This window comes from Proteus mirabilis ATCC 29906 (genome assembly GCF_000160755.1).
Classification (GTDB): Bacteria; Pseudomonadota; Gammaproteobacteria; order Enterobacterales; family Enterobacteriaceae; genus Proteus; species Proteus mirabilis.
The window spans coordinates 587,677-610,928 of the sequence record NZ_GG668576.1; the positions used below are offsets into that span (position 1 = coordinate 587,677).

Sequence of the window (23,252 nt, forward strand, 5' to 3'; positions counted from 1 at the left end):
GATAATATCAGAATGCTTAATTTTGATATAGCTCAACCATCGCTAAATAGTGAATGGCATCATAAAACATGACACTGTTTTATCAATTTATTATTTACGAATACGCTTAATTTCACAGCGATTAGAGCGTATTATGACTAGATTGCGCATTTTAGGCGCCTAAAATCTCTATTCGGAGGATAAAAAACATAATGGATATGAGTATAAGACAAGCATTACTGAAAAATTTCATGGGGAACTCCCCTGATTGGTATAAGCTTGCTATTATTACTTTTTTAATCATCAACCCACTGATTTTTTTCTTTGTTGACCCTTTCATTGCTGGCTGGCTACTCGTTGTTGAGTTTATCTTCACTTTAGCCATGGCATTAAAATGTTATCCGCTACAACCAGGGGGATTACTTGCTATTGAGGCCGTCATTATTGGTATGACAACGCCGAAACAAATAGGTCATGAAATAGCCAACAACCTTGAAGTCATTTTATTACTGGTCTTTATGGTTGCGGGTATTTATTTTATGAAGCAATTACTTCTATTTGCTTTTACAAAATTACTCCTCTCTATTCGATCTAAACGCTTATTATCATTAGCATTCTGTTTTGCTAGTGCCTTTTTATCTGCTTTTTTAGACGCTTTAACCGTGATTGCCGTGGTGATCAGTGTTTCTTTAGGCTTCTATTCCATCTACCATAACTTTGCTTCTAACCAGGCTGATGCAGAGTTAAGCAATGATGGCTTTATTGATAGCACAGAGAAAAAACAGACCTTAGAACAATTTCGTGCTTTCTTACGTAGCTTAATGATGCATGCCGGTGTTGGTACAGCATTAGGTGGTGTGATGACGATGGTTGGTGAGCCACAAAACTTGATCATTGCAAAACACTTAGAATGGGATTTTGTCACCTTCTTTATCAGGATGTCACCCGTTACTATTCCCGTTTTCTTTGCTGGACTTGCAGTATGTTATTTGGTTGAGCGCTTTAAGCTGTTTGGTTATGGTGCCGAGCTACCTGAATTAGTGCGTAAAGTTCTCACTGACTACGATAAAAAGAACAGTGAAAAACGAACTCAACAAGAAAAAGCCCAGTTATTAATCCAAGCATTAATTGGTATTTGGTTAATTGTTGCACTGGCCTTACACCTTGCTGAGGTTGGTATTATTGGTCTTTCTGTTATTATCTTAGCCACCACTTTCTGTGGTATCACTGAAGAGCACGCTTTAGGTAAAGCTTTTGAAGAAGCACTGCCTTTCACCGCATTACTTACGGTATTCTTCTCCGTTGTTGCCGTGATTATTGATCAACAGCTATTTGGTCCTATTATTCAATTTGTTCTACAGGCATCAGAATCTTCACAACTGTCACTCTTTTATCTCTTTAATGGCCTACTTTCTGCCATTTCAGATAATGTATTTGTGGGTACGGTCTATATCAGTGAAGCATTAAGCGCATTGCAAGAAGGATTAATTAGCCAATCTCAATATGAACATATTGGTGTCGCAATTAATACTGGGACTAACTTACCGTCAGTGGCAACGCCAAACGGACAAGCGGCTTTCTTATTCTTATTAACTTCTGCATTATCCCCGCTGATCCGCTTATCTTATGGACGTATGGTGATGATGGCACTTCCTTATACCATCGTTATGACACTGTTAGGATTACTGGCTGTAGAATTCTGGCTCGTGCCTATGACACATTGGTTATATGAAATTGGCTTAATCGCTATTCCATAAAAAACCATCATGAAATGAGTATTTTTTAGGGCTTTTAATGTTTAAAAGCCCTATTTTTTCATAAAAACACCTATTAATGTAAATATTTGTGAAATAAGAGATTTTACCTTTTTTTTAGTCTAGTTTTTAGGCAGAATAACAACTTATTTCAATATTATCATGGACATTGTTATGTTGAGTGCTCTTCGTCACTGGTCACAAAGTCGTTTTTCATGGTTACTGCTGGCATTAACGGCAATTGGTCTTGAAGGTGCGGCATTGTATTTTCAGTACGGAATGGAATTAATGCCTTGTGTGATGTGTGTTTATCAGCGCATTGCTGTATTAGGGATCTTAGTTGCCGCATTAATTGGTTTTTCTTCGCCAAAACTGACACTAATGCGCATGGCGGGTAGTTTTTTATGGCTTTATGCCTCATACCGCGGTATTGAGCTAGCTTGGGAACATACGCAACTTATTCTTAATCCATCACCTTTTGCAACTTGTGATTTCTTTGTTACCTTGCCTTCTTGGTTTGCATTGCAAGATTGGTTCCCTGCCGTATTCCAAGCATCAGGGGATTGTTCTGTTAGCCAATGGCGGTTCTTGTCATTAGAAATGCCACAATGGATGTTAATTATCTTTTCTGCTTATTTTATTGTTGGTTTATTAGTATTAATCAGCCAAGTCACCTCTTCTTTTTCCAAAAAAGACTAACATACGCTACTGTTAGCTATAGAAAGATAGAGCGCAGATAAATTATTATCATCACAAAAATAGGCGCTTAATCAGACATTAAGCGCCTATTTTTCTAATTATCATTTATTTATGCATATCCCCAAGCGTATTAACCTGGAATACAGGCACCATCAATCAACGCTTGTTCACTACAACGTTTACCATTAGCAAATTGACAAACGGGTGTTTGACCGCCGTGTAATTCATAAGTTAACGCAGGCACTCCACCAGAAAATATACAGGTCTCTTTTGCTGGTTCCTCTAAAGGAATAGAAGGTGTGGTCGCTATCGTTTTATTGCTATTAATCACTTGAGCGGTGGTATTTTGTGCTTGTTTAGATTGACTACAACCAGTAAGCAACGCAAAGCTGGTCAACATCAACAAAAAACACGTTGCTTTCATTTTTCCTTGCATTATAAAAACACCTAAATTATCTCTGTTATCTCTGATTAGTGTGAGGTGCTATTGGAAAGTAAGTTAATCACTAAGACGCCGGCAATAATTAATGTCATACCGACGATGGCGGGTAAATCGAGTTTTTGTTGATAGACAAAAACAGCCGCAACAGAAACTAAAACAATACCTAATCCGCTCCAAATTGCATATGCAATACCCAGTGGCATAACTTTCACAACTTGAGATAGCGCCCAAAAAGAAAAACAATACCCCACCACGACGACAATAGATGGATATAATCGACTAAAGCCATCGGATGCTTTTAACACCGTTGTTGCAATAACTTCAGATATAATGGCTAATATTAGGTAAGTTAATCCATTCATTTCTTCGCCCTACTAAGATCCAAATTCAATTTTGTGAATTCTATCACAAGATATTTCTGTGATATCTATTTTAGAACAACAAAAAAGGCATCTATTCAGCGCAATAGATGCCTTAAAATGCTATTTATAGATTTTGTTTAATGGAGCCGGTTTTTTCGCGAGGTTTGCCTCCCATCGCAACACGATAACGGGTAAAAATAAAGCCACACCACGCTAGTGCAATAATACTTAAGGCTGTTCCTGCATAGCCGATATTTGGCATTCCCGCGTGCAATATTACTTGATTACCTAACAAAGCCCCTGCCCCAATACCGATATTAAAGATACCTGAGTAGATCGACATGGCGATATCTGTTGCATCAGGTGCTAAGTCAATCACTTTAACCTGCAATCCTAACGCAATACACATAAAGCCTATCCCCCAAAAGATGATTAAGGCAATAAATGTGAGTGTATGTTGGCTACTCATCATCAGCGTACTTAAGCATACGGTTAAGAGAATAAGTGCAAAGAATAAGAATGAGGTTGGCATTTTGGTACTATAGCGACTAAATAACACACTCCCCAAAATTCCTGCACCGCCAAAAATCAGTAATACAATAGTGGCAAAATTTTCATCTAATTTTGCAATATCAATAACAAAAGGCTCAATATAACTATAAGCAGTAAAATGAGCGGTCACTGCGATCACCGTTAGTAAGAAAATACCCACTAATGGTGCTCGTTTTAGCAATATTGGGACACTTTTTAACGAGCCGGAATGTTCACTAGGTAATAAAGGTAAATAGCGCATTAAAGCAAGCATGGTTATCAGCGCCAGTACACCTATACCCAAAAAGGTAGCTCGCCATCCTAACCATTGTCCAACCACCCTTCCCAGAGGTAAACCCAGCACGGTAGCTAGTGCAACACCGGTTGCTAATAAACTTAATGCTTGTGCTTTTTTACCATGGGGTGCCATTCTTATTGCTAATGAGGCAGTAATCGACCAAAAAACAGCATGAGCAAAGGCGACTCCAACCCGACCTACAATTAGCGAATTAAAATCCCATGCCACGCCAGATAAGACATGGCTTAGAATAAATACAATAAACAAAATAATCAGTAGCTTACGTCGCTCTACTTTGCTGGTCATTATCATTAATGGCAAAGACATTAGGGCAACAACCCAAGCATAAATAGTGATCATCAACCCTGTTTGAGCCGGCACCATGGCAAAACTTTCAGAAATATTACTTAACAATGCAACAGGTACAAACTCTGTCGTATTAAATACGAAAGCAGCAAATGATAGAATAATTACCCTGATCCACGCCGTCTTACGGCTTACTTCATTAATGCTATTGGGTGTGGTGATATTCATAATTGTTTAAATACTTTTCAGTGAATTTTATAAATAGATAAAAGATACTTATGTACTACTGCCAGTGAATTTCATAAAAAGAAGCGCAAATACCCATCGTTATATTTTATAACATCTAAATAGAATAGATAATAAAGCGTGTTTTATAAAGCGATAAGTAAAGATAAAAACAAACTAATGAATAGAAAAACATCTGACTAAAACGAATCAGCCTATTATGTTAGCATAGGCATAACGCTAAATTAAATCCCTACATTGGCTTCTTTTTAACGTTAACATTTTATTTGGATCGCAAAAGGGAGATCGGCAAGGAAAAATAGCGTTACTGAATCATATTTTTATTAATAAAAAATGATAACCATTTCATGCTATTATAAATAGATCTTCACGGGCTTATTGTTGCAGTTAGTCTAATAATAGAGAGTCTATATTATAAAAACAAAGAGAATAACTATACAGTAGCTTAATACTTATGGATTAATTCTGTCTATAAATTGAATAGCTTGCTCACAGGCAAAGCTTTGGGCTGGAGATGAGCTATCATTAAGGCTATTTTTAATAGCAAAAATTTGCTCAATTGATGACCGAGGAAGTAACAAACTACCTTCCGCTAGTGCTTTTTCAACACTGTCTAATTTAGACACGAGTTGATTACAACTTTCACTGTTTTCTAATGATTGATAACGTGCCATGACATCATCACGCTTACCTTTGACAAAAGAAAACATATCGTTGATTTGTGTTGAGGAGTTTTCAATAACATTACGGCTATTATTCCAAGCAGCAACGGTATCTTCTTTAAATACAGAAACAACTAAGATTGCAACAAAAATAGCAATCATAATAGTCAATGATATAATTCCTCCTGCAATAATAATTATTTGTTTCATGAAAGCCCCCACATCACTAATCATCTTTGTATCTGTATATAATTAAAGCCATTCATATTCAATATTGATTACAATTCTTTTTATTTTTTACATTTTATTACGCAGACAGGTAGCCCTATTGGCATAAGAAATAATTTATTGTTATAATTTAAATATTGTTAAGTTATTATACTTAAATTCTGATTTTAATTATTATTTGGATATGCGTTAAAAATAAGATTTATCGCAAGTATATCTGGTTTTCATTATAGCCATTATAACGATTATTTATTCAAGCATATTGATAATACTTTATAAGATAAAACGTCATTAAAAGTAAAGTATTCTAAACTTTTAGTTGTAACCTTGACCTTCCCCTAAGGGGGATCTTTAGAATAAAGATAATTCATACAATATAAAGGGAACAATGATGAAAAAAGTTTTACCTATCGCCATCGTTTTAATGGGTTCACTCTCTTTTGGTGCAATAGCCAATAATTCACATATGAATATGAATATGGGTACTAATGTGGCACAGAGTAACTCTCCTATGAACCAAGAGCTCATGGATTCAATGAATAAAATGCATGAAAATATGGCAAAAGGAATGAATAGTGCTAATGCAGATGTTGCATTTGCGCAGGGAATGATTGCTCACCATTTGGGAGCAATTGATATGGCAAAAATCGAGCTAAAGTATGGTACTGATCCTGAAATGCGCAAATTAGCACAAGCTATTATTGATGCACAAGGCCCTGAAATTGAACAAATGCAAAAATGGTTAGAAAAAAATAATACCAATATGCAAAATAACTAATATTTGAAACGCAGACGTTCTATTAAGGAAAGTCTGCGTTTTCTTACATTACCATGTCATTGACCTGTAACTATTAGCGAAATAACGGCATTATATCTTCTCTATTTAACGTTATTGCACTATTAAACATCAGTATACCTAAAAATATAAACAATATTCCTGCTAATAGACGTAGTAACTCCGCCATATACCTAAAAGATAAATTAGTATTTTTTACCGAAAACCGATAAGCAACATTTCGCATATAATAAACTGTTAATGCAATTGCAGTAATGGTTAAAGCCGTTCCTATTGCCATTGCAATGACAGCTGCTATTCCCCAAAGATAGATATTTAATGCATATGAAAATAACAATACTAACAATGCGCCAGAGCAAGGACGGCTACCAATAGCGAATAGTACCAACAATTGTGCCGACCAATTCCCTTGTAATTCATTGGAAGTCACCACATGTTTATGACCACAACATGATGTTTGTGAGATGGTTTGATTGCTTTTATGTTTATAGAGATATCTAGATCGCTTGATGATAGGTGTTGCCTGTTTAATATAAAAAGCACGCTTTTTATAGTCTGACAATAAACGACGAATAGACTGGATAAAAATAATAATGCCAGATAATGAAATTAATAAATAGCTACTATTTTCAATGTAATGACTCGCTATTTTTAAATGAGAGCTTGATAGGTTTAATATTATTAATATAACAGTGATGATAACTATGGCAACTGTACCTTGTAGCAATGAAGCAAGGACACTTAACCACGCACTTTGTTTTAATTTAGTCGGGTGAGTAGCAATATAAGTACTAATAATGACTTTTCCATGCCCAGGGCCAACAGCATGCAGTAACCCATACAAAAAACTAACACCTATTAATATAAAGCCTACTTGCCAATTATTTTCGCTAATATCTTGCATTAATTCTGCAAGATAGCTATTGATAACTTTTTGCCATTGAACATTAAAATAAGTTAGTTCAGACCAATAATAAGCAATCAATAACAAACAACTGGCTATCACTGTGAGTAAGCTAATTAGTAATCCCCTTTCCTTCGTTATATTTATTGGCATAATACTTGTACTCGTTGTGTAAAAGAGAGCCCTAAATTTAAATCACTATCAGTAGAGCCATTGATATCTAATGATTGTGCATATTCTTTTAAACTTTCATCAGCAAAAGGTTCAATCAGTTTGTGTTTACAATCAGCGATCATTTCTAAAGGCAATATGATCTGTGTATTGTCACGATAGGTCATGCTGACATAAAAAGTGGGATCATAAGTTAAAAGTTCAAAATGATGTTTAGCGAATGGCAATGGGGTGATAAATAGCACATCAAAGCTAAACTTCACCTGTAACTTCTCTTTTATAAGAGTGTAATGGCTTGGTATACGACGAAACTTTTGTTTTTTCCCATCCATATAAAACTCGGAAAAATAGTTCTGAGATAATATATTGCTCATTAATCTCGCCGCCTGTTTTTTCCAAATATCACTTTCTGGTTGCGCATTATATATATCGTACAGAATATCCATTGAGGTTATCGGATCCATAACCCAAGAAAAAGTTAATCCAATTAACTTATCATCTTGTGTATTAAAAGTTGTTTGCATATCAATAAAGCTATGAGGATGTGCTAAAACTTTTGGTGTAGTCATCAATAAAAAGAAAGACATCAATATCGGAACTGCTCGCCAAGAGAAATTTTTAAAATTAGCTATCCACATAAACAAAACCACCCATGATATTTTGTTATAATATAACATCACGGATTTGTAAAATGATAGTCATTTTATGAAATTATTCTAGGTGTGTTATAACTTGGTTTAGTGAAAGCGAGGTGTTTAGAAAGCAAAAAGCCACCCTATTGGGTGGCTTAGTATTTTTAACTTACTAAAGTAGTAGTAAAGTTTTATATGGTGCCCAGGGCGGGACTTGAACCCGCACAGCCTAGAGGCCGAGGGATTTTAAATCCCTTGTGTCTACCGATTTCACCACCTGGGCTAAATTGTATTTATTTATTTTTGGTACTTATTTATTAGTTAAGTACATAATAAATAAACTTAAATCATTTTTTGTTTTAACTTTATGTAGCTAATAACAATATTTATTACGCTAAAACTACTTTTCCTATACCAACCACCAGCGTTGTGGTTAGAAGAAAAAACGGACCTAAATTAAGGTCCGTATTTTATATGGTGCCCAGGGCGGGACTTGAACCCGCACAGCCTAAAGGCCGAGGGATTTTAAATCCCTTGTGTCTACCGATTTCACCACCTGGGCTAAATTCTGTGGTGCGCCCGTAAAATTATAACTAATTTTTACTGGTAAGGACGACTAACTACTTCCCAATGCCATTATTTATGGTCTTTTTACACCACTCTCTCAATTAGGAGTGGTGCCCAGGGCGGGACTTGAACCCGCACAGCCTAAAGGCCGAGGGATTTTAAATCCCTTGTGTCTACCGATTTCACCACCTGGGCATTTATGGAGGCGCGTCCCGGAATCGAACCGAGGTACACGGATTTGCAATCCGCTGCATGACCACTCTGCCAACGCGCCTCAACTGCTCAATCTCTTAAGAGATTGGAGCGGGAAACGAGACTCGAACTCGCGACCCCAACCTTGGCAAGGTTGTGCTCTACCAACTGAGCTATTCCCGCTTTACCGAACTTGCTGATTTACTTATTTATTTCTGTAAACCGTTGTGCCTTTCGATGCGTTGCATTCTACTGATTTCCTGAATCTAGTCAACACTATATTTGCATCTTTTTGACTGTTCGGTGAATTTTCAGTCATTTCGATCAAGCTTCACGCAAATCTGACCATGCAGCACTCAAATATTGGAACATAGACCAGAATGTTAATACCGTCGCAATGTATAACAATACAAATCCGAACCACTCAGCTTCAATAGTCGGACGCCATAATAGCACAACAAGTGCACCCATTTGTGCGGTAGTCTTCACTTTTCCAATCCAAGAAACTGCCACACTATTACGTTTACCTAATTCAGCCATCCACTCTCTTAGTGATGAGATGATAATTTCACGTGCGATCATGGTCGCTGCCGGTAAAGTGATCCACCATACATGATAGTGTTCAGTAATTAATACTAATGCTGTAGCAACCATTACCTTATCCGCAACAGGATCAAGGAAAGCCCCAAAGCGAGTGGTTTGCTTCCAACGGCGGGCTAAAAAACCGTCAAACCAGTCAGTGGCGGCAGCTACCATAAAAATAATGGCACAAATAAGGGGAGCATCTTTAAATGGTAAATAAAACACCAAAACAAAGAATGGAATTAAAGCGACACGAAATAAAGTTAGCCAAGTTGGAATATTTAGTTGCATAGCGTTCTACACGACCTAGAAAAGTGAGAGTTATTAATATGGTGCATCAATACACTTAGTGTTTCAACGCATTAAAAATTTTTTCTGCTAACGCGGTCGAAATTGTGGGAACTTTCGCAATTTCTTCAACGCTTGCATCACGTAAAGCTTGTAAACCACCCATATACTTCAATAGCATTTGACGTCGTTTTGGTCCCACCCCCTCAATCGATTCTAGAGAGCTGGTGTTTTTAACCTTAGCACGACGCTGACGATGCCCCGTTATTGCGTGACGATGCGACTCATCACGAATATGTTGGATCAAATGTAACGCGGGTGAATCAGAAGGAAGTGCCACACCTTCGCCTTCTGGTTTAAAAAATAGTGTCTCTAACCCCGCTTTACGATCACTCCCCTTCGCGACACCAATTAATTTAGGGTGTGATTTATCCCAATCGACATCAAGTGATTGAAATACGTCAATGGCTTGTGCTAATTGCCCTTTACCACCATCGATAAAAATAATATCAGGTATTTTACTCTCTTCTAATGACTTGCCATAACGACGAGTCAAAACTTGATTCATCGCGGCATAATCATCCCCCGGAGTGATCCCACTAATATTATAGCGCCTGTATTCCGATTTTAATGGGCCATTCATGTCAAATACGACACATGAAGCCACAGTTTGCTCTCCCATAGTGTGACTAATATCAAAACATTCCATTCGTTTTATCTCTTTCATCTCTAAAAGTGACATTAACGAGTTATAACGTTGAGAAATGGTTGATTGTTCAACTTGCTTAGTGGCTAATGCCGTAGCTGCATTAGTTCGTGCTAGTTTTAAATAGCGTGCTCTATCACCACGGGGTTTAGTTTGGATATGGATCTTACGTCCTGCTATCGAAGAAATTGACTCCGCTAAAATCGTTTTATCTTCAAGATTAAAATCGAGCAAAATTTCTGTGGGTAAAGTGCGGATCGCACTGCCTTGTAAATAAAATTGTCCAATAAAGGTTTGTACCACTTCGTCTAATGATGTATTTGCCGGTACTTTAGGAAAATAACTACGACTACCAAGCACTTTACCTTGACGGAAAAAGAGCACATACACACAAGCAATAGCACCATTAAATGCCACGCTAATCACATCGAGATCATCGCCAATATTAGCCACAAACTGTTTTTCAGTAACTTGTCTTACCGCGTGAATTTGGTCACGAATACGCGCAGCCTCTTCAAAGCGTAACGCTTGGCTTGCCTCTTCCATTCGTTTAATTAAGCCTTCAATCACTTGGCTGTCATCGCCGGATAAAAAAAGACGCACATAATTGACTTGCTGTGCATACTCTTCATCAGAGACATAACCTTTTACACAAGGGGCGAGACAACGGCCTATTTGATATTGCAAACAAGGGCGTGAGCGATTGCGGTAAACACTATCTTCACATTGACGAATAGGAAATAATTTTTGCATCAAAGCTAATGTTTCTCTCACCGCCAAAGAGTTAGGGAAAGGGCCAAAGTATTCCCCTTTAGCATGTTTAGCACCACGATAACTCGCCAATCTTGGGTGTTTGTCTGCACTTAAATAAATATACGGATAGGACTTATCATCTCGTAGTAACACATTATAGCGAGGCTGATAACGCTGAATATAGCTATGCTCTAAAAGTAGCGCTTCTGTCTCCGTATGTGTCACGGTAACATCAATATTGGCAATACATTTTACTAATGCTTCTGTTTTACGACTATTCACCTGAGCACGAAAGTAGCTTGATAATCGTTTTTTCAGATCTTTTGCTTTTCCAACATAAATAACGGTGCCTGAGGCGTCATACATTCGATACACACCCGGTTGACTCGTTACTCGACTTAGAAATGCTTTAGCATCAAATATGTTTTCCACTTTGTAAGTAACTCTCTATCTCGATTAACCCATAACGAACTGCTATATGAGTTAATTCTACATCACCTGAGATTTTAAGTTTACTAAACATTCGATAACGATAGCTATTTACTGTTTTAGTGCTGATATTCAGCTCTTGTGCAATTTGTGCTATTTTTTTCCCTCTTATAATCATCGACATTATCTGTAACTCTCTTTCAGAAAGATGATGTAGCGGATTTAAGTCTGCTTGTACTTTAGTTAGTGCAATATCCATAGCAATTTCTGGACTAATATAACGTTGACCAATACAGACTTGTCGAATGGCCTGAAGCACATTCGCAGCAGAGGAATCTATAACGATAAACCCTTCAATACCTAACTGTAGCAATGTGACGGAAAGTATTGAGTCTATTTTAGGCGAAATAACCACTATTTTTATAATGGGAGAAAAACGTTTAATTCTTTTTATTACATCTATTAAAGAGACAGTAGGTAAAGAATAAAAAATAATAAGATTGACAGAATATTGTCTGCAATAACGAAAAGCTTCACTTTCATCATTCATAATCTTACGAATGTTAATTTTTTTAATCTGGCAAAGTAATTTTTCTATACCTAAACTAAATATTTCAACTTGACTGATTACTAGAGTATTTATCAACGATATCAATCCTTAAAAATATTTAATAAAATTAAAAATAAATCAAGGCAATAAAATTTATAATGACAAATGCTATTATAATATCGTTAGAATTTCCATATTTTTATTTTTTATTCACGCAACAATGATATTATAAATAAATTATTATTCTTACCGCATTAATTAATAATGTATTAAAATCATACACACATTTATAAAGAATATAAAATAAAGCTAATAACATATAATAATAATTAATTATAGGAATAAAGTACTTCCTATATAAAATATAAGAAGCACTTTAGTACTTTAAAAATGATCAAATGTCACCGCTTTATCAAAAGATAATTTACCTAATCGTGGAAAAGGTTTTCCTTTACCTTTACCAATGGCAATCATTAAACAGATAGCATAGTGATCAGGCAAGTTAATTGTTTTTGCTACCTCGGCAAAATCAAACCCATCCATAGGACAAGAATCAAAACCGCGCTCTTGTGCTAATAACATCAGTGTTTGAGCAAACAAACCCGCACTACGCATAATCTCATCCCGTTGTACTTGTGGTTTATTACGATAATAACTATCAACAGCACTGCACATAATATCTCTGACTTCAGGGTTAGCATCTTGCCAAATTGTTTTAACTTCACTCTCCCAAACATTGAGATCTGCACATAAAACAATCAGCATAGCAGAGTCTGTTATTTGAGGCTGATCCCAACCCACTTTTCTTAATGCTTGACGTTGCTTAACATCATCAACAACCAAAAGACGCCAATGCTGCAGATTAAATGCACTTGGCGTATATTGTAACGCATCTTCAAGTAAGGCTTTTTTCTCTTCTTGTGGTATTTTGAAATCAGCATCAAACTGTTTTGTTGCACGACGGTTTTTTACTGCATCAATTACATTCATTATTTTCCATCCATTTGCTAATCATTGACATTTATTTATCTATTATAGAAGAAATGCGTTCAGTATGCAGACTGTGCTATTATTTCTAATTATCTTTGTTAATTAATCAGTTATAACGAAAAAACTACTTATTAATAACAAAATATCGTTATAATAGTATTATCAAATATACGATAAACCTTTATTTTTCCTATTTGTTTTTAAGCGTAAAAGAAGGCGAAAACAATTGATTTAAGCCTAACACTTAAATTTGAAAAAAGGGTATCATCAAAGGCTACTATTCAATATAACAGACCTTGCAAAGTATATTAACCCTATGAAATTAAATGATGAATTAACTAATTCTATCGCATCAGTCACAGAAGCTGCTGCTATTGCGGCTATGCCATGGGTAGGTAAACAAGATAAAAATGCGGCAGATGCTGCCGCAGTTGCCGCCATGCGAGAGCGCCTTAATAGCCTTAATATCAATGGCCAAATTGTTATTGGTGAAGGTGAAATTGATGAAGCACCTATGCTCTATATTGGCGAACCAGTAGGCAACGGCCAAGGTGAAAAAATAGAAATCGCCGTTGATCCTATCGATGGTACTCGCATGGTCGCTACCGGTGAAAATAATTCTTTGGCTATTTTAGCTGCAGGTTTTGAAGGTAGTTTTTTACAAGCACCCGATATGTACATGGAAAAACTGGTTGTCGGTAAAAAAGCAGCAGGTGTGATCGACCTTAACCATTGCCTTGAATATAACCTTGATGCTATTGCACAAACATTAAATAAATCATTAAGCCAGTTAACACTAGCTATTTTAGATAAACCGCGCCATCACGATATTATCATTGATTTGCGTAATAGAGGTATTAATGTCATCACTTTGCCGGATGGCGATGTGCTTGCTTCTTTATATGCCACAATGCCTAATAATCCTATTGATGTTATGTACGGCATTGGTGGCGCGCCAGAAGGTGTAATTAGTGCCGCTATTGCTAAAGCTTTAGGTGGTGATATGCAAGCGCGCCTTATTACCCGCGATATTGCTAAAGGTAATAATGCAACAAATAGAGAAATTGCAGCACAAGAAATCTCTCGATGCCATAATATGGGAACTGATGTTAATATTACATTGCCACTTGAAATATTGGTGCGCCATCAGGATGTTATGTTTGCAGCAACCGCAATTACTGCCGGTGACCTATTATCCGGTGTCACTGAACAAAGCGATTATTTGCGTACACACTCGTTAGTGATTAATGGCTCCACACACTCATTACGTTATATCGAAAACTATCATTTACGCTAACACGAGAATAACAACTAAAAAAGCGACACGGGCTTACGTGTCGCAAAATGTATTTAAGGGGTATTTATAGTTATAATTAATTCATGCTAATAAATTAGCTGGATTATCAATACACAGCTTATCTATTATCGTCTTATCAATGCCACGCTGTGCTAATAATGAAAGAAAAACGTTAGGCACAAAACCCCAACCATTTCCGCCATTTTTTGCCCACATCTGTTTTAAAAACACATCATGACTTAATACAATTTGGTTACCATAACCTCTTTCTATTAAGGTTGCGACAGCTTCAACCGTATCCATCACACTGGGTGCCGCGCCTTCTTTAGGGAAAGAAATATCAAGACCTATCATGTCAAATTCAAGCCAAACACCTCGATCAAGCATTTTGCATTGATAATCGATATCTTTACCAGAAGGATCTGAATGGGCTAACGATATTTTGGCTGGATCACACCCCATTTCTGTTAAAAGAATATCTAATACTTCATCACCACGGCGTTGCCAACCTGGCATATGAATATTCATTGAGGCATAAGGGTTATTATTTTGAGCCAGTGCAGCGGCACGTAAACTATTTTTTTCACCATCTGTAAAGAAAGGAGATACACCAATTTCGCCAATCATACCAGCACGAATATCTGTACCGTCAATGCCGATATTTAATTCATCATCGATCATTTTTGCCATCGCATCAATATCATCAGCTAGGCGTTTTCCTTCAAATTTCTCAATATAAAGGCCGGAAGAAGCAACGACATTAATCCCCGTTAATTCTGCAACTTGTTTTAATTTTCTAATATCACGACCAATTGACGATGAACCTGTAGCATCAACAATCGTTTTGCCCCCAAGCTCTTTAAAATTATTTAATTCAAAAATAACGTCTTCAATGGGTTTTTTATCCATATTATCGCAACAACAATATGGATCGTATTTTAGTCCCCACTGAATATCTGCACTGACTTTTTTATCTACTAAAACGTGTGAGAATTCATAAAAAGGTTCATCAACAACGCCAGATAAATCATTAAATAAATGTTCGTGAGGTAGTGTCAGCCCCATATCCGCTTTTTTAACCGGACCCGTTACCGTTTGAATATAACCTTTCATGATTATGCCCCTGCTCTTTTTACTGATTTAGTCGCTTTAAACTCAGGAATGGTAGTAACAATGGCGCCGACTAAGGCAAATAACGTACCGATGATTGTGACTAAATAAACAGTATTTCCCAACGAAGGTAATAATAGGTCAATTAATACTGAACCCAGTAATTGGCCCGCAGTTGATGCAACACCTAACATTAGTAACCCTAAGCCTCGTACTAAAATAGCCATTAATGCAATAGACATTAACCCTAAAGGCCCACCTAAATACATCCACCATGTAGCAGGAAGCTCCAGTGTTATATGCCCTAACGCCATACGTACTACTAACGCAATCGTTAAAACAGTAAATCCAACAATAAAGTTCCAAGTAATAGAAACCATCATCGAACCTGTTGCTTCAGCCACTTTTGAATTACCTGCTGGTTGCCATCCCGCTAATAAACCCGCTAAAAAAGGTAGAATAGCTAAGTAAATAAAAGAGGTTGAATGCCACTGCGGAGAAACGACAAAAAGAGTAGCAACAACAGCTAATACGGCACCTAATACACGATATGGGGTGAAGTATTTCTTCTCATCCACACCTATACCAAAGCGGTCACATAATAAACCTGATAATAACAGTGCTGAAATTAATGCTGTTTGGAATGTAGCTATTCCTAATGCACTGGCTGATGCTCCTTCAGAAAAAACCACCATTGCGCCACAGAGGCCAGCAAACCAGTTCCATAATGGAATTTTACGTGTTTTAATTAATGTCGGAATAGAAGCAAATTGCTGACGATATTGTTTTTTGGACATAATGATAAAAAACATGACCACTAAACCACTGGCAAAAGAGATAACTGCACTAGCATTACCGTCTTTTAATACATGTCCCAGTTGCCCATTCACCGCAGACTGCATTGGTGATAGCATCCCTGCTAACACAGTTGCTACCATCAGCAAGGGTGTTGATAAATTTTTTGTACTCATAAGATGTTCCTTTTGGATTATTGACTATGAGTGATTTCTTTTTTATTTTTCAAGTAATCGGTTATTTTGTTATTAGCGCAGAGTGTATCTCCGCGCTTTTTTACTTTTCTTACTGCTATTGTTATTAAGAACTAACGTGCGATTTGCTTTAGAATATTGACCCACATATCAGCATAATGTGGCCATGCTAAAAACTCTTTGCTCCCCCAATGCGGTGAACAGTCACTCATAAAACAAGCTGTTTTTCCTTTTTCAAATTGACCAAACACCAGTAGTGGATCTTCGCCAATATTCAAAACCGTTTCAGTGTTATGTTTAGCGAACACTTTGTTATAACCAAGGAACATCGGCCATTCACTAAAACCTTTTATCGTGGCATGCTCTGCATTAACTGGAGTTGCGAATACTCCTTCTGGGGCTTCCACACGATCATCACCCTCTAACATTTCAACAGGTAACACTTGTGCCAATAAGGTATTTTTATAGTTTGCTTTCGCTTCAATACCCATAAATGATAGATAGCCGCCAATCATTAATAAGCCACCACCATTAGCAACAAACTGTTTAATTAGCCCTAATGCATTTGGAAGTACTTTCATGTTGTAGAAAGTATCGTTTTGCAAGAGGAAAGTATTAGCACCAATATCACTGATCACGATGACATCATATTTTGCTAATTCTTCATCAGTCTGAGGAAATGCGACCTGAACGGTATGTGCAGGCATATAATCAACTGCTACCCCTTTTTCCCTTAAACAATTTAATAAAAAAGTGGCACCTTCCTCATATTTACTAGAAGTGAAACTGTCGTAGCCTTTTGAGTGGATCATATGAATGTGCCATGACTCACCAATAAATAAGATTTTCATTTTTTTTCCTCTTTCAAAAAGATTATTTATTCAGGGGATTGAGTGACAATCTGTGAATATGTTGTTTGATTGATGCGATGCATGACATTAATATCTTCAGGCATTTCTGAAGCATTACTCGTCTCAACAGCTAGTGATGCAAAAGCTGATGCATAGCGTAACGCGTAAGAAAACTGCTTTCCTTTTGCTAATGAGGCTGCTAGTGCACCATTAAAAGCATCACCAGCGCCCGCTGTATTTTTTACCACCGCAGGATAAGCTGGTGAGTAAATATATTTATAACCGTCATAAGCTAATGAACCTTTACTACCTAAAGTAATGACAACTTTATTAACACCTTTTTGATAAATAGCATTGGCTGCATTTTTAGCAGATACTAAATCAACAACTTCAATACCTGATAATAAGCTGGCTTCTGTTTCATTAGGTGTTAATATATCTAACATTGGCAATAGCTTATCAATAACTTTATTGTAAGGTGCAGGATTTAAAATAATGGGAATATTATTTTCATTCCCGATTGAAATAATTTCCTTTAATGCTTCAATATTAGTTTCTAATTGCAATAAAATTATATCGGCATCTATAATTTTATCTTTTTGTATTTTTACCTCATCAGAAGAAATATCCATATTAGCCCCTGAATAAATAGAAATAATATTTTCACCACTCTCTTCTGACACAAAGATTGATGCTGTTCCAGTTTGATGATTTTCAGTTTGATATATCGTTGATGTTTTTATTCTTGATGACGATATAAAATTTACTGCATAATCACTAAACTGATCAGTACCGATTTTGGTGATAAAATGCACCTGTGCATCAGCATAACTTGCCGCTAATGCTTGATTACATCCTTTACCTCCTGGTGAGAAGATAAATTTATTCGCCAATAAAGATTCCCCGGTTTCTGGCAGTCTGGGCAAATAACTAATCATATCAACATTAAATGAACCTAATACACATACTTTATTTACTGCCGGCTGCCCCGCTAAATTAATTTTATCAATTTGATCATTACATTCTAAAAATTGTATGATTTCTTTTTTGGCAACTTTGTCTAATGTTTCAAATTCAATAAAGGCCCCACCATGGCATCTTTTAATTATTCCTTTCTCAGCCAATGTATTTAAATCTGATCGTATCGTTTCTTTGGTAACACTAAGCTCTTTTGCTAAAACAGAAACTTTTACTGCACCATGACCTTTGATCAGATTAACAATTTTTTTATGACGCTCTGCTTTCATTTAATGTTACCTCTATGGCAACAACTTTAATTTATTAGTTGTTATGGGATTGTGATTACAATCATATGTTATTTATTAAAAGCAAAAAAAAGCAGAAACACAAAAATAAAAAACAAAAAAAAGCAGAAATAAATAATGATAGTAATAAGATTACTTAATATATAGAAGCCATCTCCCCTCTCATAAAAACACAAATAAAATCAAATAATAAAATAACAAACACTATATTGATTATAAAACAATCTAATATTAATTATTTGTTTTTTAAAACTTAAATAATTAACTTAAAAAACAATAAAAAATAAAAACCTTATTTTATAATAATTTAGAGTTATTAGAATAATCAAAAATAAAAATAATCATCACTATGTTTAAATAACCAACTATTTTAGTGAATCGAACAAAGCTTAAAATAAATTAATCATCCATTTTTATAGTTCATAAATTAGTACAATTCTTCTTACCATTCAAATGTATAGCCAATGATAATGTAAATTAATCATGTCAACTTATAATTAGAAATACAGACACAATGATTAAAATAGAAGCAGTTTTTATTGTCTCATTTTGTGAGGTAGATAACATTAATAACAACAGTCATTGAACAAACTAAGTATAAATAACCTATTTTAAGTAGGCAAAGTAAGTAAAAATCTTGCTTTATTTATTGATTTATTTTTTTACTCGTCAATCTTTGGCTTATTTTGTAAATAGCTGAGAATACTAAAGCACTAACAGCAACTCACTGATACAAAATATAACTCCAACAAAAAACAAAAACTTAGATATAAAAACTAAAAATCACAAAATTCAAGAAGATAAAATCAGCAATAATGTGTTCTAAAATATCTAATACCTAAATAGATTGTAAAACAACCTATTTATCAGACATATTCCGACACATTTATTTTCTAGCGATGTTTAAACTTAGTGTCTAAGATTATAAATATAAATTGAGCACCAATAATCTGATAAATACACAACGTAAAGACATAAGGATATACCTATGAAAATAAAATCACTTATTGCTATTTCATTATTAAGTGTTAGTGCTTCTCTTTTTGCCGCTGAAAGCACCAGCACAACACAACAAGTTCAGGGCGTAACTCAAGCACAAAAAGATCTCAATGATTATGAAAAAGTCATGGTAGAAAAAGTTTGGGTTACCACACAAGCCATTGACGAGAAAGGCAATAAAGTTGACGCTAATAATCCACAAGTCAGTAATTATTTTGGCCTAGCAGAATATTATCCTAATGGCACTTTTATTATGTTTACCCCTGAAGGTAAACAAAAAATGCAAGGGGATTGGTCAATGTCTAATGATGGAAAAACGCGTACATTAGTTGCCAAAGATGCACAAGGAAAAACACTATTTACTCGTGATGTAGAAAATATCACCATCAATAATGATGAGTATACCTATCGTATTTACCCAACTGAAGGGGATAATACTGTTTATTTTGATATTATTCATCACGTTAAGAAATAATCATAATACGTTGTTTCACCTGTTATAAATAATTAAGGGCTATTTTATGGTAAGTAAAATAGCCCTTTTTTTAGTTGTATGACCTTAATATAACTAGCCTTAAATCAAATTTTGAGCTTCCCCATCAACCCAATAAATCACGTTAAGCGCTTCTTCTGGTGTTGGGACTTCCAGTTTGCTCAACATTCTTTCCATCACTTTATCGGGAACCGCTTCCTTTCTTGCGCTGTTTTGTTTTTTCCATTGCAAATAAGGTACTTCAATATATACCAATGTCACTTTAGCTTGATAACGATAAAACAGAGCAATAAGTTGATTACGCATTTGTTTAGTAATATTTGTTGCATTCCAAACAAAAGACTTATGCTCTCTTAAATATATTCTCGCTTGCTCTTTGGCAAGTTGTGCAATCCATCCATTCGCATCACGATCATCTGGTTTTATATTATGCTGCTGACGTAATGCATCTAAACTTACTACAGGCATATCTGCACAATATTGGCGAATATAACTATCTTTGCCCATTCCCGGTAGCCCACAAAGCACAATAACTTCACTTCCTTGCTCAGGATAAGGTTCATAGTGAGGATCGACACTATTTTCACTATGAAAATAGTGAAATCGAGCGCCATCAGAAATAAATCGTGCGGGTGTTCTCCAACAATTTAATTCTTCACAGTAAAGTGTAAATAACGCTATTTTATCCAATAAAGAGGGCTTATCTTCACAGCTTCGTCCCAGAACATCCGCCTTAGCCAGCAATGCCAATAAATAACAATCTACCCTTAACGAAGCCGCTAATAAGGCTTTTTTAGGATCGGGTTTATCCATTAACCATAAAGGTAATCCGTGATAGCGTACTAATGCCGCAATCTGTTCTCTATCAATAAAGCTAACCGGCACTTTTTCATATAAAAAACGTCTTGTCGTTAATTCTCCTTTACGAGCATGGCCTGGCGAAATAATTCGCCCATTCTCTTCACGGGTAGTTGAACGTTTTTCTACATCATGTAAAAGTGCTGCAATCCATAGAATTTGTTGCTCTCTTTCTGACAGCTCTTGGTATTCAGGGAGTGATTTTATAGCGTGGATCACCTGCTGTGTATGAATAGCTACATCACCTTCAGCATGGTGGATCGGATCTTGTCTAACACCGGACATATCACTAATTTCATCATAGTACTCACCAAGTTGTTCCCATGACATTTCGCTATGTAATTTTTTATGAAGCATCATGAGACTCCTGTGTTTTTTCCCAAATCAGTGGCGCTCTTTTCCAATTACGTTTCCAATGCACATCTGTTTTAACATGATCTTTTCTCACATATTTAAACACCCGATGTGAAAATTCATCTAATGAAAATGCTTGAGCATCTCGTGTGACAATGCCTTCCATCGCACTTGGTTTCTTGGTTAACACATCTCGTGATTGAAAAGAGCTATGCTTTTGTGCGTGTAAAATAATATTCTTTTCAAACTCTATTTTATTTTCCGATTTTGGTAGCGAGATTTCCGGTACGGTGGGTAAATCAAATAAAGTGGCATAAAATTGCACTTCTTCCCAACTTAGCCATTTATCCTGACAACGTATGGCAAAAACATAGAAATACTCTTCCAAATGTTGGTATTCAATAGAATGAATGGCATAAAGATTTTCACCAAAAATATCTAAATTACCTAAATCATTTCTGATGGATTGCCAACGCTGGCGTAGTTGTACTGTCCATGCAGATTGTGTCGGAGTCGCATGAGAGCGAGCAAAAACCCCCATTCGATTTAAGCAATTATTTTCACCATCTAATTTTTCAGTATGAATAAGATGCTTTATTTTACAGATATCTTGCCACCAATTGGCATTAATACGATCATCGCTTGTTGTGCCTGGTGAAAAAGGATAGTGATATGTTCTGTCATATTTTTTTGATTGATTATTCATTGTGTTATACTCATTAAGTAACAGGAACCCTACTAAATTTATATTAAAATTCAGTGAGTATATTTATCTGTATTTGCACTATTTATCTTCAGTGCCTTAATGCGTATTACATAACCACAACCTAATAACTCAAAAATAACAAAAGAAATAATTTTTAACATACTACCTGTATTATCAAGATAGCACTAGAAAAAAATGTTTATATTTATTATTCATTTTCTCTCAATTTTTTTCGTTATTTAACACTCCATGATGATTGTTCATCTATCCTTAATAGGGTGACAACGCTAATAATGTCACTCCATGGGTATTTATACTTAAATAATGATAAATATCTTAATCCTCAGTCGCTGTTTACATAACGATATTGCACATGGGAGGTAGTATGTATCATGATCTTCAAGGAAAAGTTGCTGTAGTAACAGGTTCGTCACGAGGAATTGGTGCAGCAGTAGTGACGAGATTAGCTCAAGAAGGAATGAACGTTGTTATCAACTATCACTCTGATGAAAATGAAGCTCAAGCATTAGCCGATAGCTTAAATAAACATGGTAAAGGTAAAGCGATTATTTTTGGCGGTGACATTAGTGATGAAAAAATTGCTCATAACTTTATTTATAAAGCGATTGACCACTTTGGTCAGCTCGATCTTCTGATCAATAATGCGGGAATTGAGACACAAACCCCTTCCCATGCAGTGAATTTAGAAGATTGGCGTAAAATTATTGATATAAATTTAACCAGTTATTTTCTAACGGCTCGCTCCGCATTGAAATATTTCGTTGAGAATAAGATCAAAGGCAATATTATTAATATGTCTTCTGTTCATGAAGTGATCCCATGGCCGACTTTTGCTAGTTACGCTGCCAGTAAAGGTGGCGTGAGAATGTTAACGCAATCACTGGCTCTTGAATATGCACACTATGGTATTCGTATTAACGCCATTGGCCCAGGTGCTATTAATACCCCAATAAATAAAGAAAAAATGCAAGATGATGCGTTACGCAAAGAATTAGAAGAGATGATCCCAATGAAATATGCCGCAGAGCCTGAAGCAGTGGCTAATGTTGCTGCTTGGTTAGCATCGGAGCAATCTACTTATATTACTGGACAAACTATTTTCATTGATGGCGGTATGACACTTTATCCTTCATTTCAAGGTGGAAAAGGTTAAAGCCGTTCACTGTCGTCCATACCGTTAAGATAACCTTCTTTCCAAATTTTGCGGTTTATTTATACTTATTCTTTGGGAAGAAGGCTTTT

General features: G+C 35.9%; 22 protein-coding genes and 5 tRNA genes. 6 read left to right on the forward strand and 21 right to left on the reverse strand.

Going from position 1 to position 23,252, the window contains the following annotated elements; genetic code table 11:
- Positions 1-191 precede the first annotated feature (191 nt).
- Positions 192-1,736 (forward strand): sodium/proton antiporter NhaB, encoded by a 1,545-nt coding sequence (gene nhaB, locus HMPREF0693_RS02675; RefSeq protein ID WP_004243275.1) that lies wholly within the window; start codon positions 192-194, stop codon positions 1,734-1,736.
- Positions 1,737-1,907: 171 nt separating this feature from the next.
- The gene (dsbB, locus tag HMPREF0693_RS02680) at positions 1,908-2,432 is read left to right on the forward strand and encodes a disulfide bond formation protein DsbB (RefSeq protein ID WP_004248244.1); all 525 of its coding nucleotides are present in this window, start codon (positions 1,908-1,910) and stop codon (positions 2,430-2,432) included.
- A 130-nt stretch (positions 2,433-2,562) separates the two neighbouring features.
- Here the strand turns inward: dsbB and HMPREF0693_RS02685 are convergent, their stop codons facing one another.
- The 4 genes from HMPREF0693_RS02685 to HMPREF0693_RS02700 form a co-directional block, all read right to left on the reverse strand.
- A complete protein-coding gene (locus HMPREF0693_RS02685) occupies positions 2,563-2,868 on the reverse strand; it encodes a putative hemolysin (RefSeq protein ID WP_004243277.1) in 306 nt (101 codons plus the stop codon).
- 35 nt (positions 2,869-2,903) lie between these two features.
- On the reverse strand, positions 2,904-3,236 hold the full coding sequence (locus tag HMPREF0693_RS02690; RefSeq protein WP_004243278.1) for an SMR family transporter: 333 nt from the start codon (positions 3,234-3,236) through the stop codon (positions 2,904-2,906).
- A gap of 124 nt (positions 3,237-3,360) precedes the next feature.
- Positions 3,361-4,599, reverse strand: a complete 1,239-nt coding sequence (locus HMPREF0693_RS02695) for a sugar transporter (RefSeq protein WP_004243279.1) — start codon at positions 4,597-4,599, stop codon at positions 3,361-3,363.
- A 470-nt stretch (positions 4,600-5,069) separates the two neighbouring features.
- On the reverse strand, positions 5,070-5,489 hold the full coding sequence (locus tag HMPREF0693_RS02700) for a hypothetical protein (RefSeq protein WP_135050041.1): 420 nt from the start codon (positions 5,487-5,489) through the stop codon (positions 5,070-5,072).
- A 406-nt stretch (positions 5,490-5,895) separates the two neighbouring features.
- On the opposite strand from HMPREF0693_RS02700, the gene copM reads away from it, so the two are divergent.
- Entirely contained in the window at positions 5,896-6,285 is a 390-nt protein-coding gene (gene copM, locus HMPREF0693_RS02705; RefSeq protein WP_004243281.1) for a CopM family metallochaperone, read from the forward strand.
- 73 nt (positions 6,286-6,358) lie between these two features.
- Here the strand turns inward: copM and HMPREF0693_RS02710 are convergent, their stop codons facing one another.
- From HMPREF0693_RS02710 to HMPREF0693_RS02760, 11 genes are all read right to left on the reverse strand, one after another.
- Complete coding sequence (locus HMPREF0693_RS02710) at positions 6,359-7,360, reverse strand: nickel/cobalt transporter (protein ID WP_004243282.1); 1,002 nt, start codon at positions 7,358-7,360, stop codon at positions 6,359-6,361.
- Entirely contained in the window at positions 7,351-8,016 is a 666-nt protein-coding gene (locus HMPREF0693_RS02715; RefSeq protein WP_012368020.1) for a DUF1007 family protein, read from the reverse strand. Before HMPREF0693_RS02715 ends, HMPREF0693_RS02710 begins: the two co-directional genes overlap by 10 nt.
- A gap of 190 nt (positions 8,017-8,206) precedes the next feature.
- A tRNA-Leu gene (locus tag HMPREF0693_RS02720) sits at positions 8,207-8,293 on the reverse strand.
- 192 nt (positions 8,294-8,485) lie between these two features.
- A tRNA-Leu gene (locus HMPREF0693_RS02725) sits at positions 8,486-8,572 on the reverse strand.
- Between the two features lie 113 nt (positions 8,573-8,685).
- Positions 8,686-8,772, reverse strand: a tRNA-Leu gene (locus HMPREF0693_RS02730).
- Positions 8,773-8,777: 5 nt separating this feature from the next.
- A tRNA-Cys gene (locus HMPREF0693_RS02735) sits at positions 8,778-8,851 on the reverse strand.
- Positions 8,852-8,876: 25 nt separating this feature from the next.
- Positions 8,877-8,952 (reverse strand) — tRNA-Gly (locus tag HMPREF0693_RS02740).
- 141 nt (positions 8,953-9,093) lie between these two features.
- The gene (gene pgsA, locus HMPREF0693_RS02745; protein ID WP_004243285.1) at positions 9,094-9,642 is read right to left on the reverse strand and encodes a CDP-diacylglycerol--glycerol-3-phosphate 3-phosphatidyltransferase; all 549 of its coding nucleotides are present in this window, start codon (positions 9,640-9,642) and stop codon (positions 9,094-9,096) included.
- A 55-nt stretch (positions 9,643-9,697) separates the two neighbouring features.
- Entirely contained in the window at positions 9,698-11,530 is a 1,833-nt protein-coding gene (gene uvrC / locus HMPREF0693_RS02750; protein WP_004243286.1) for an excinuclease ABC subunit UvrC, read from the reverse strand.
- Positions 11,514-12,077 (reverse strand): LuxR C-terminal-related transcriptional regulator, encoded by a 564-nt coding sequence (locus HMPREF0693_RS02755; protein ID WP_109024023.1) that lies wholly within the window; start codon positions 12,075-12,077, stop codon positions 11,514-11,516. Before HMPREF0693_RS02755 ends, uvrC begins: the two co-directional genes overlap by 17 nt.
- Positions 12,078-12,461: 384 nt before the next feature.
- Complete coding sequence (locus HMPREF0693_RS02760) at positions 12,462-13,067, reverse strand: nitroreductase family protein (RefSeq protein ID WP_004243288.1); 606 nt, start codon at positions 13,065-13,067, stop codon at positions 12,462-12,464.
- Between the two features lie 316 nt (positions 13,068-13,383).
- Between HMPREF0693_RS02760 and glpX the strand changes: the two genes are divergently transcribed.
- Positions 13,384-14,364 (forward strand): class II fructose-bisphosphatase, encoded by a 981-nt coding sequence (gene glpX / locus HMPREF0693_RS02765; protein ID WP_004248255.1) that lies wholly within the window; start codon positions 13,384-13,386, stop codon positions 14,362-14,364.
- Between the two features lie 81 nt (positions 14,365-14,445).
- Here the strand turns inward: glpX and HMPREF0693_RS02770 are convergent, their stop codons facing one another.
- From HMPREF0693_RS02770 to HMPREF0693_RS02785, 4 genes are all read right to left on the reverse strand, one after another.
- Positions 14,446-15,477 carry a methylphosphonate esterase gene (locus HMPREF0693_RS02770; RefSeq protein ID WP_004243291.1) on the reverse strand — a complete coding sequence of 344 codons (1,032 nt, stop codon included), beginning with the start codon at positions 15,475-15,477 and terminating at the stop codon, positions 14,446-14,448.
- Between the two features lie 2 nt (positions 15,478-15,479).
- Entirely contained in the window at positions 15,480-16,445 is a 966-nt protein-coding gene (locus tag HMPREF0693_RS02775; RefSeq protein ID WP_004243293.1) for a DMT family transporter, read from the reverse strand.
- A gap of 131 nt (positions 16,446-16,576) precedes the next feature.
- A complete protein-coding gene (locus tag HMPREF0693_RS02780) occupies positions 16,577-17,314 on the reverse strand; it encodes a glutamine amidotransferase (RefSeq protein WP_004243294.1) in 738 nt (245 codons plus the stop codon).
- Positions 17,315-17,340: 26 nt separating this feature from the next.
- The gene (locus HMPREF0693_RS02785) at positions 17,341-18,561 is read right to left on the reverse strand and encodes a PfkB family carbohydrate kinase (protein WP_004243297.1); all 1,221 of its coding nucleotides are present in this window, start codon (positions 18,559-18,561) and stop codon (positions 17,341-17,343) included.
- A 1,006-nt stretch (positions 18,562-19,567) separates the two neighbouring features.
- On the opposite strand from HMPREF0693_RS02785, the gene HMPREF0693_RS02790 reads away from it, so the two are divergent.
- On the forward strand, positions 19,568-20,053 hold the full coding sequence (locus HMPREF0693_RS02790) for a DUF4822 domain-containing protein (protein ID WP_004243298.1): 486 nt from the start codon (positions 19,568-19,570) through the stop codon (positions 20,051-20,053).
- Between the two features lie 99 nt (positions 20,054-20,152).
- On the opposite strand, the gene HMPREF0693_RS02795 is transcribed toward HMPREF0693_RS02790, so the two are convergent.
- Both HMPREF0693_RS02795 and HMPREF0693_RS02800 read right to left on the reverse strand, forming a co-directional pair.
- Positions 20,153-21,289: an AAA family ATPase gene (locus tag HMPREF0693_RS02795; RefSeq protein WP_004243299.1), complete on the reverse strand. Its 1,137-nt coding sequence runs from the start codon at positions 21,287-21,289 to the stop codon at positions 20,153-20,155.
- The gene (locus HMPREF0693_RS02800) at positions 21,276-21,989 is read right to left on the reverse strand and encodes an RNA ligase family protein (RefSeq protein WP_004243300.1); all 714 of its coding nucleotides are present in this window, start codon (positions 21,987-21,989) and stop codon (positions 21,276-21,278) included. Before HMPREF0693_RS02800 ends, HMPREF0693_RS02795 begins: the two co-directional genes overlap by 14 nt.
- Positions 21,990-22,374: 385 nt before the next feature.
- Here HMPREF0693_RS02800 and HMPREF0693_RS02805 point away from each other — a divergent pair, with 385 nt between their 5' ends.
- Positions 22,375-23,163, forward strand: a complete 789-nt coding sequence (locus tag HMPREF0693_RS02805) for a glucose 1-dehydrogenase (protein ID WP_004248258.1) — start codon at positions 22,375-22,377, stop codon at positions 23,161-23,163.
- Positions 23,164-23,252 lie beyond the last annotated feature (89 nt).

What these genes read in the sequence shown, in the direction of transcription:
- nhaB (WP_004243275.1), top strand. Translation starts at nt 192, where the DNA reads ATGGATATGAGTATAAGACAAGCATTACTGAAAAATTTCATGGGGAAC.
- dsbB (WP_004248244.1), top strand. Translation starts at nt 1,908, where the DNA reads ATGTTGAGTGCTCTTCGTCACTGGTCACAAAGTCGTTTTTCATGGTTA.
- HMPREF0693_RS02685 (WP_004243277.1), bottom strand. Translation starts at nt 2,868, where the DNA reads ATGCAAGGAAAAATGAAAGCAACGTGTTTTTTGTTGATGTTGACCAGC.
- HMPREF0693_RS02690 (WP_004243278.1), bottom strand. Translation starts at nt 3,236, where the DNA reads ATGAATGGATTAACTTACCTAATATTAGCCATTATATCTGAAGTTATT.
- HMPREF0693_RS02695 (WP_004243279.1), bottom strand. Translation starts at nt 4,599, where the DNA reads ATGAATATCACCACACCCAATAGCATTAATGAAGTAAGCCGTAAGACG.
- HMPREF0693_RS02700 (WP_135050041.1), bottom strand. Translation starts at nt 5,489, where the DNA reads ATGAAACAAATAATTATTATTGCAGGAGGAATTATATCATTGACTATT.
- copM (WP_004243281.1), top strand. Translation starts at nt 5,896, where the DNA reads ATGATGAAAAAAGTTTTACCTATCGCCATCGTTTTAATGGGTTCACTC.
- HMPREF0693_RS02710 (WP_004243282.1), bottom strand. Translation starts at nt 7,360, where the DNA reads ATGCCAATAAATATAACGAAGGAAAGGGGATTACTAATTAGCTTACTC.
- HMPREF0693_RS02715 (WP_012368020.1), bottom strand. Translation starts at nt 8,016, where the DNA reads ATGTGGATAGCTAATTTTAAAAATTTCTCTTGGCGAGCAGTTCCGATA.
- pgsA (WP_004243285.1), bottom strand. Translation starts at nt 9,642, where the DNA reads ATGCAACTAAATATTCCAACTTGGCTAACTTTATTTCGTGTCGCTTTA.
- HMPREF0693_RS02755 (WP_109024023.1), bottom strand. Translation starts at nt 12,077, where the DNA reads ATGAATGATGAAAGTGAAGCTTTTCGTTATTGCAGACAATATTCTGTC.
- HMPREF0693_RS02760 (WP_004243288.1), bottom strand. Translation starts at nt 13,067, where the DNA reads ATGAATGTAATTGATGCAGTAAAAAACCGTCGTGCAACAAAACAGTTT.
- glpX (WP_004248255.1), top strand. Translation starts at nt 13,384, where the DNA reads ATGAAATTAAATGATGAATTAACTAATTCTATCGCATCAGTCACAGAA.
- HMPREF0693_RS02770 (WP_004243291.1), bottom strand. Translation starts at nt 15,477, where the DNA reads ATGAAAGGTTATATTCAAACGGTAACGGGTCCGGTTAAAAAAGCGGAT.
- HMPREF0693_RS02775 (WP_004243293.1), bottom strand. Translation starts at nt 16,445, where the DNA reads ATGAGTACAAAAAATTTATCAACACCCTTGCTGATGGTAGCAACTGTG.
- HMPREF0693_RS02780 (WP_004243294.1), bottom strand. Translation starts at nt 17,314, where the DNA reads ATGAAAATCTTATTTATTGGTGAGTCATGGCACATTCATATGATCCAC.
- HMPREF0693_RS02785 (WP_004243297.1), bottom strand. Translation starts at nt 18,561, where the DNA reads ATGAAAGCAGAGCGTCATAAAAAAATTGTTAATCTGATCAAAGGTCAT.
- HMPREF0693_RS02790 (WP_004243298.1), top strand. Translation starts at nt 19,568, where the DNA reads ATGAAAATAAAATCACTTATTGCTATTTCATTATTAAGTGTTAGTGCT.
- HMPREF0693_RS02795 (WP_004243299.1), bottom strand. Translation starts at nt 21,289, where the DNA reads ATGATGCTTCATAAAAAATTACATAGCGAAATGTCATGGGAACAACTT.
- HMPREF0693_RS02800 (WP_004243300.1), bottom strand. Translation starts at nt 21,989, where the DNA reads ATGAATAATCAATCAAAAAAATATGACAGAACATATCACTATCCTTTT.
- HMPREF0693_RS02805 (WP_004248258.1), top strand. Translation starts at nt 22,375, where the DNA reads ATGTATCATGATCTTCAAGGAAAAGTTGCTGTAGTAACAGGTTCGTCA.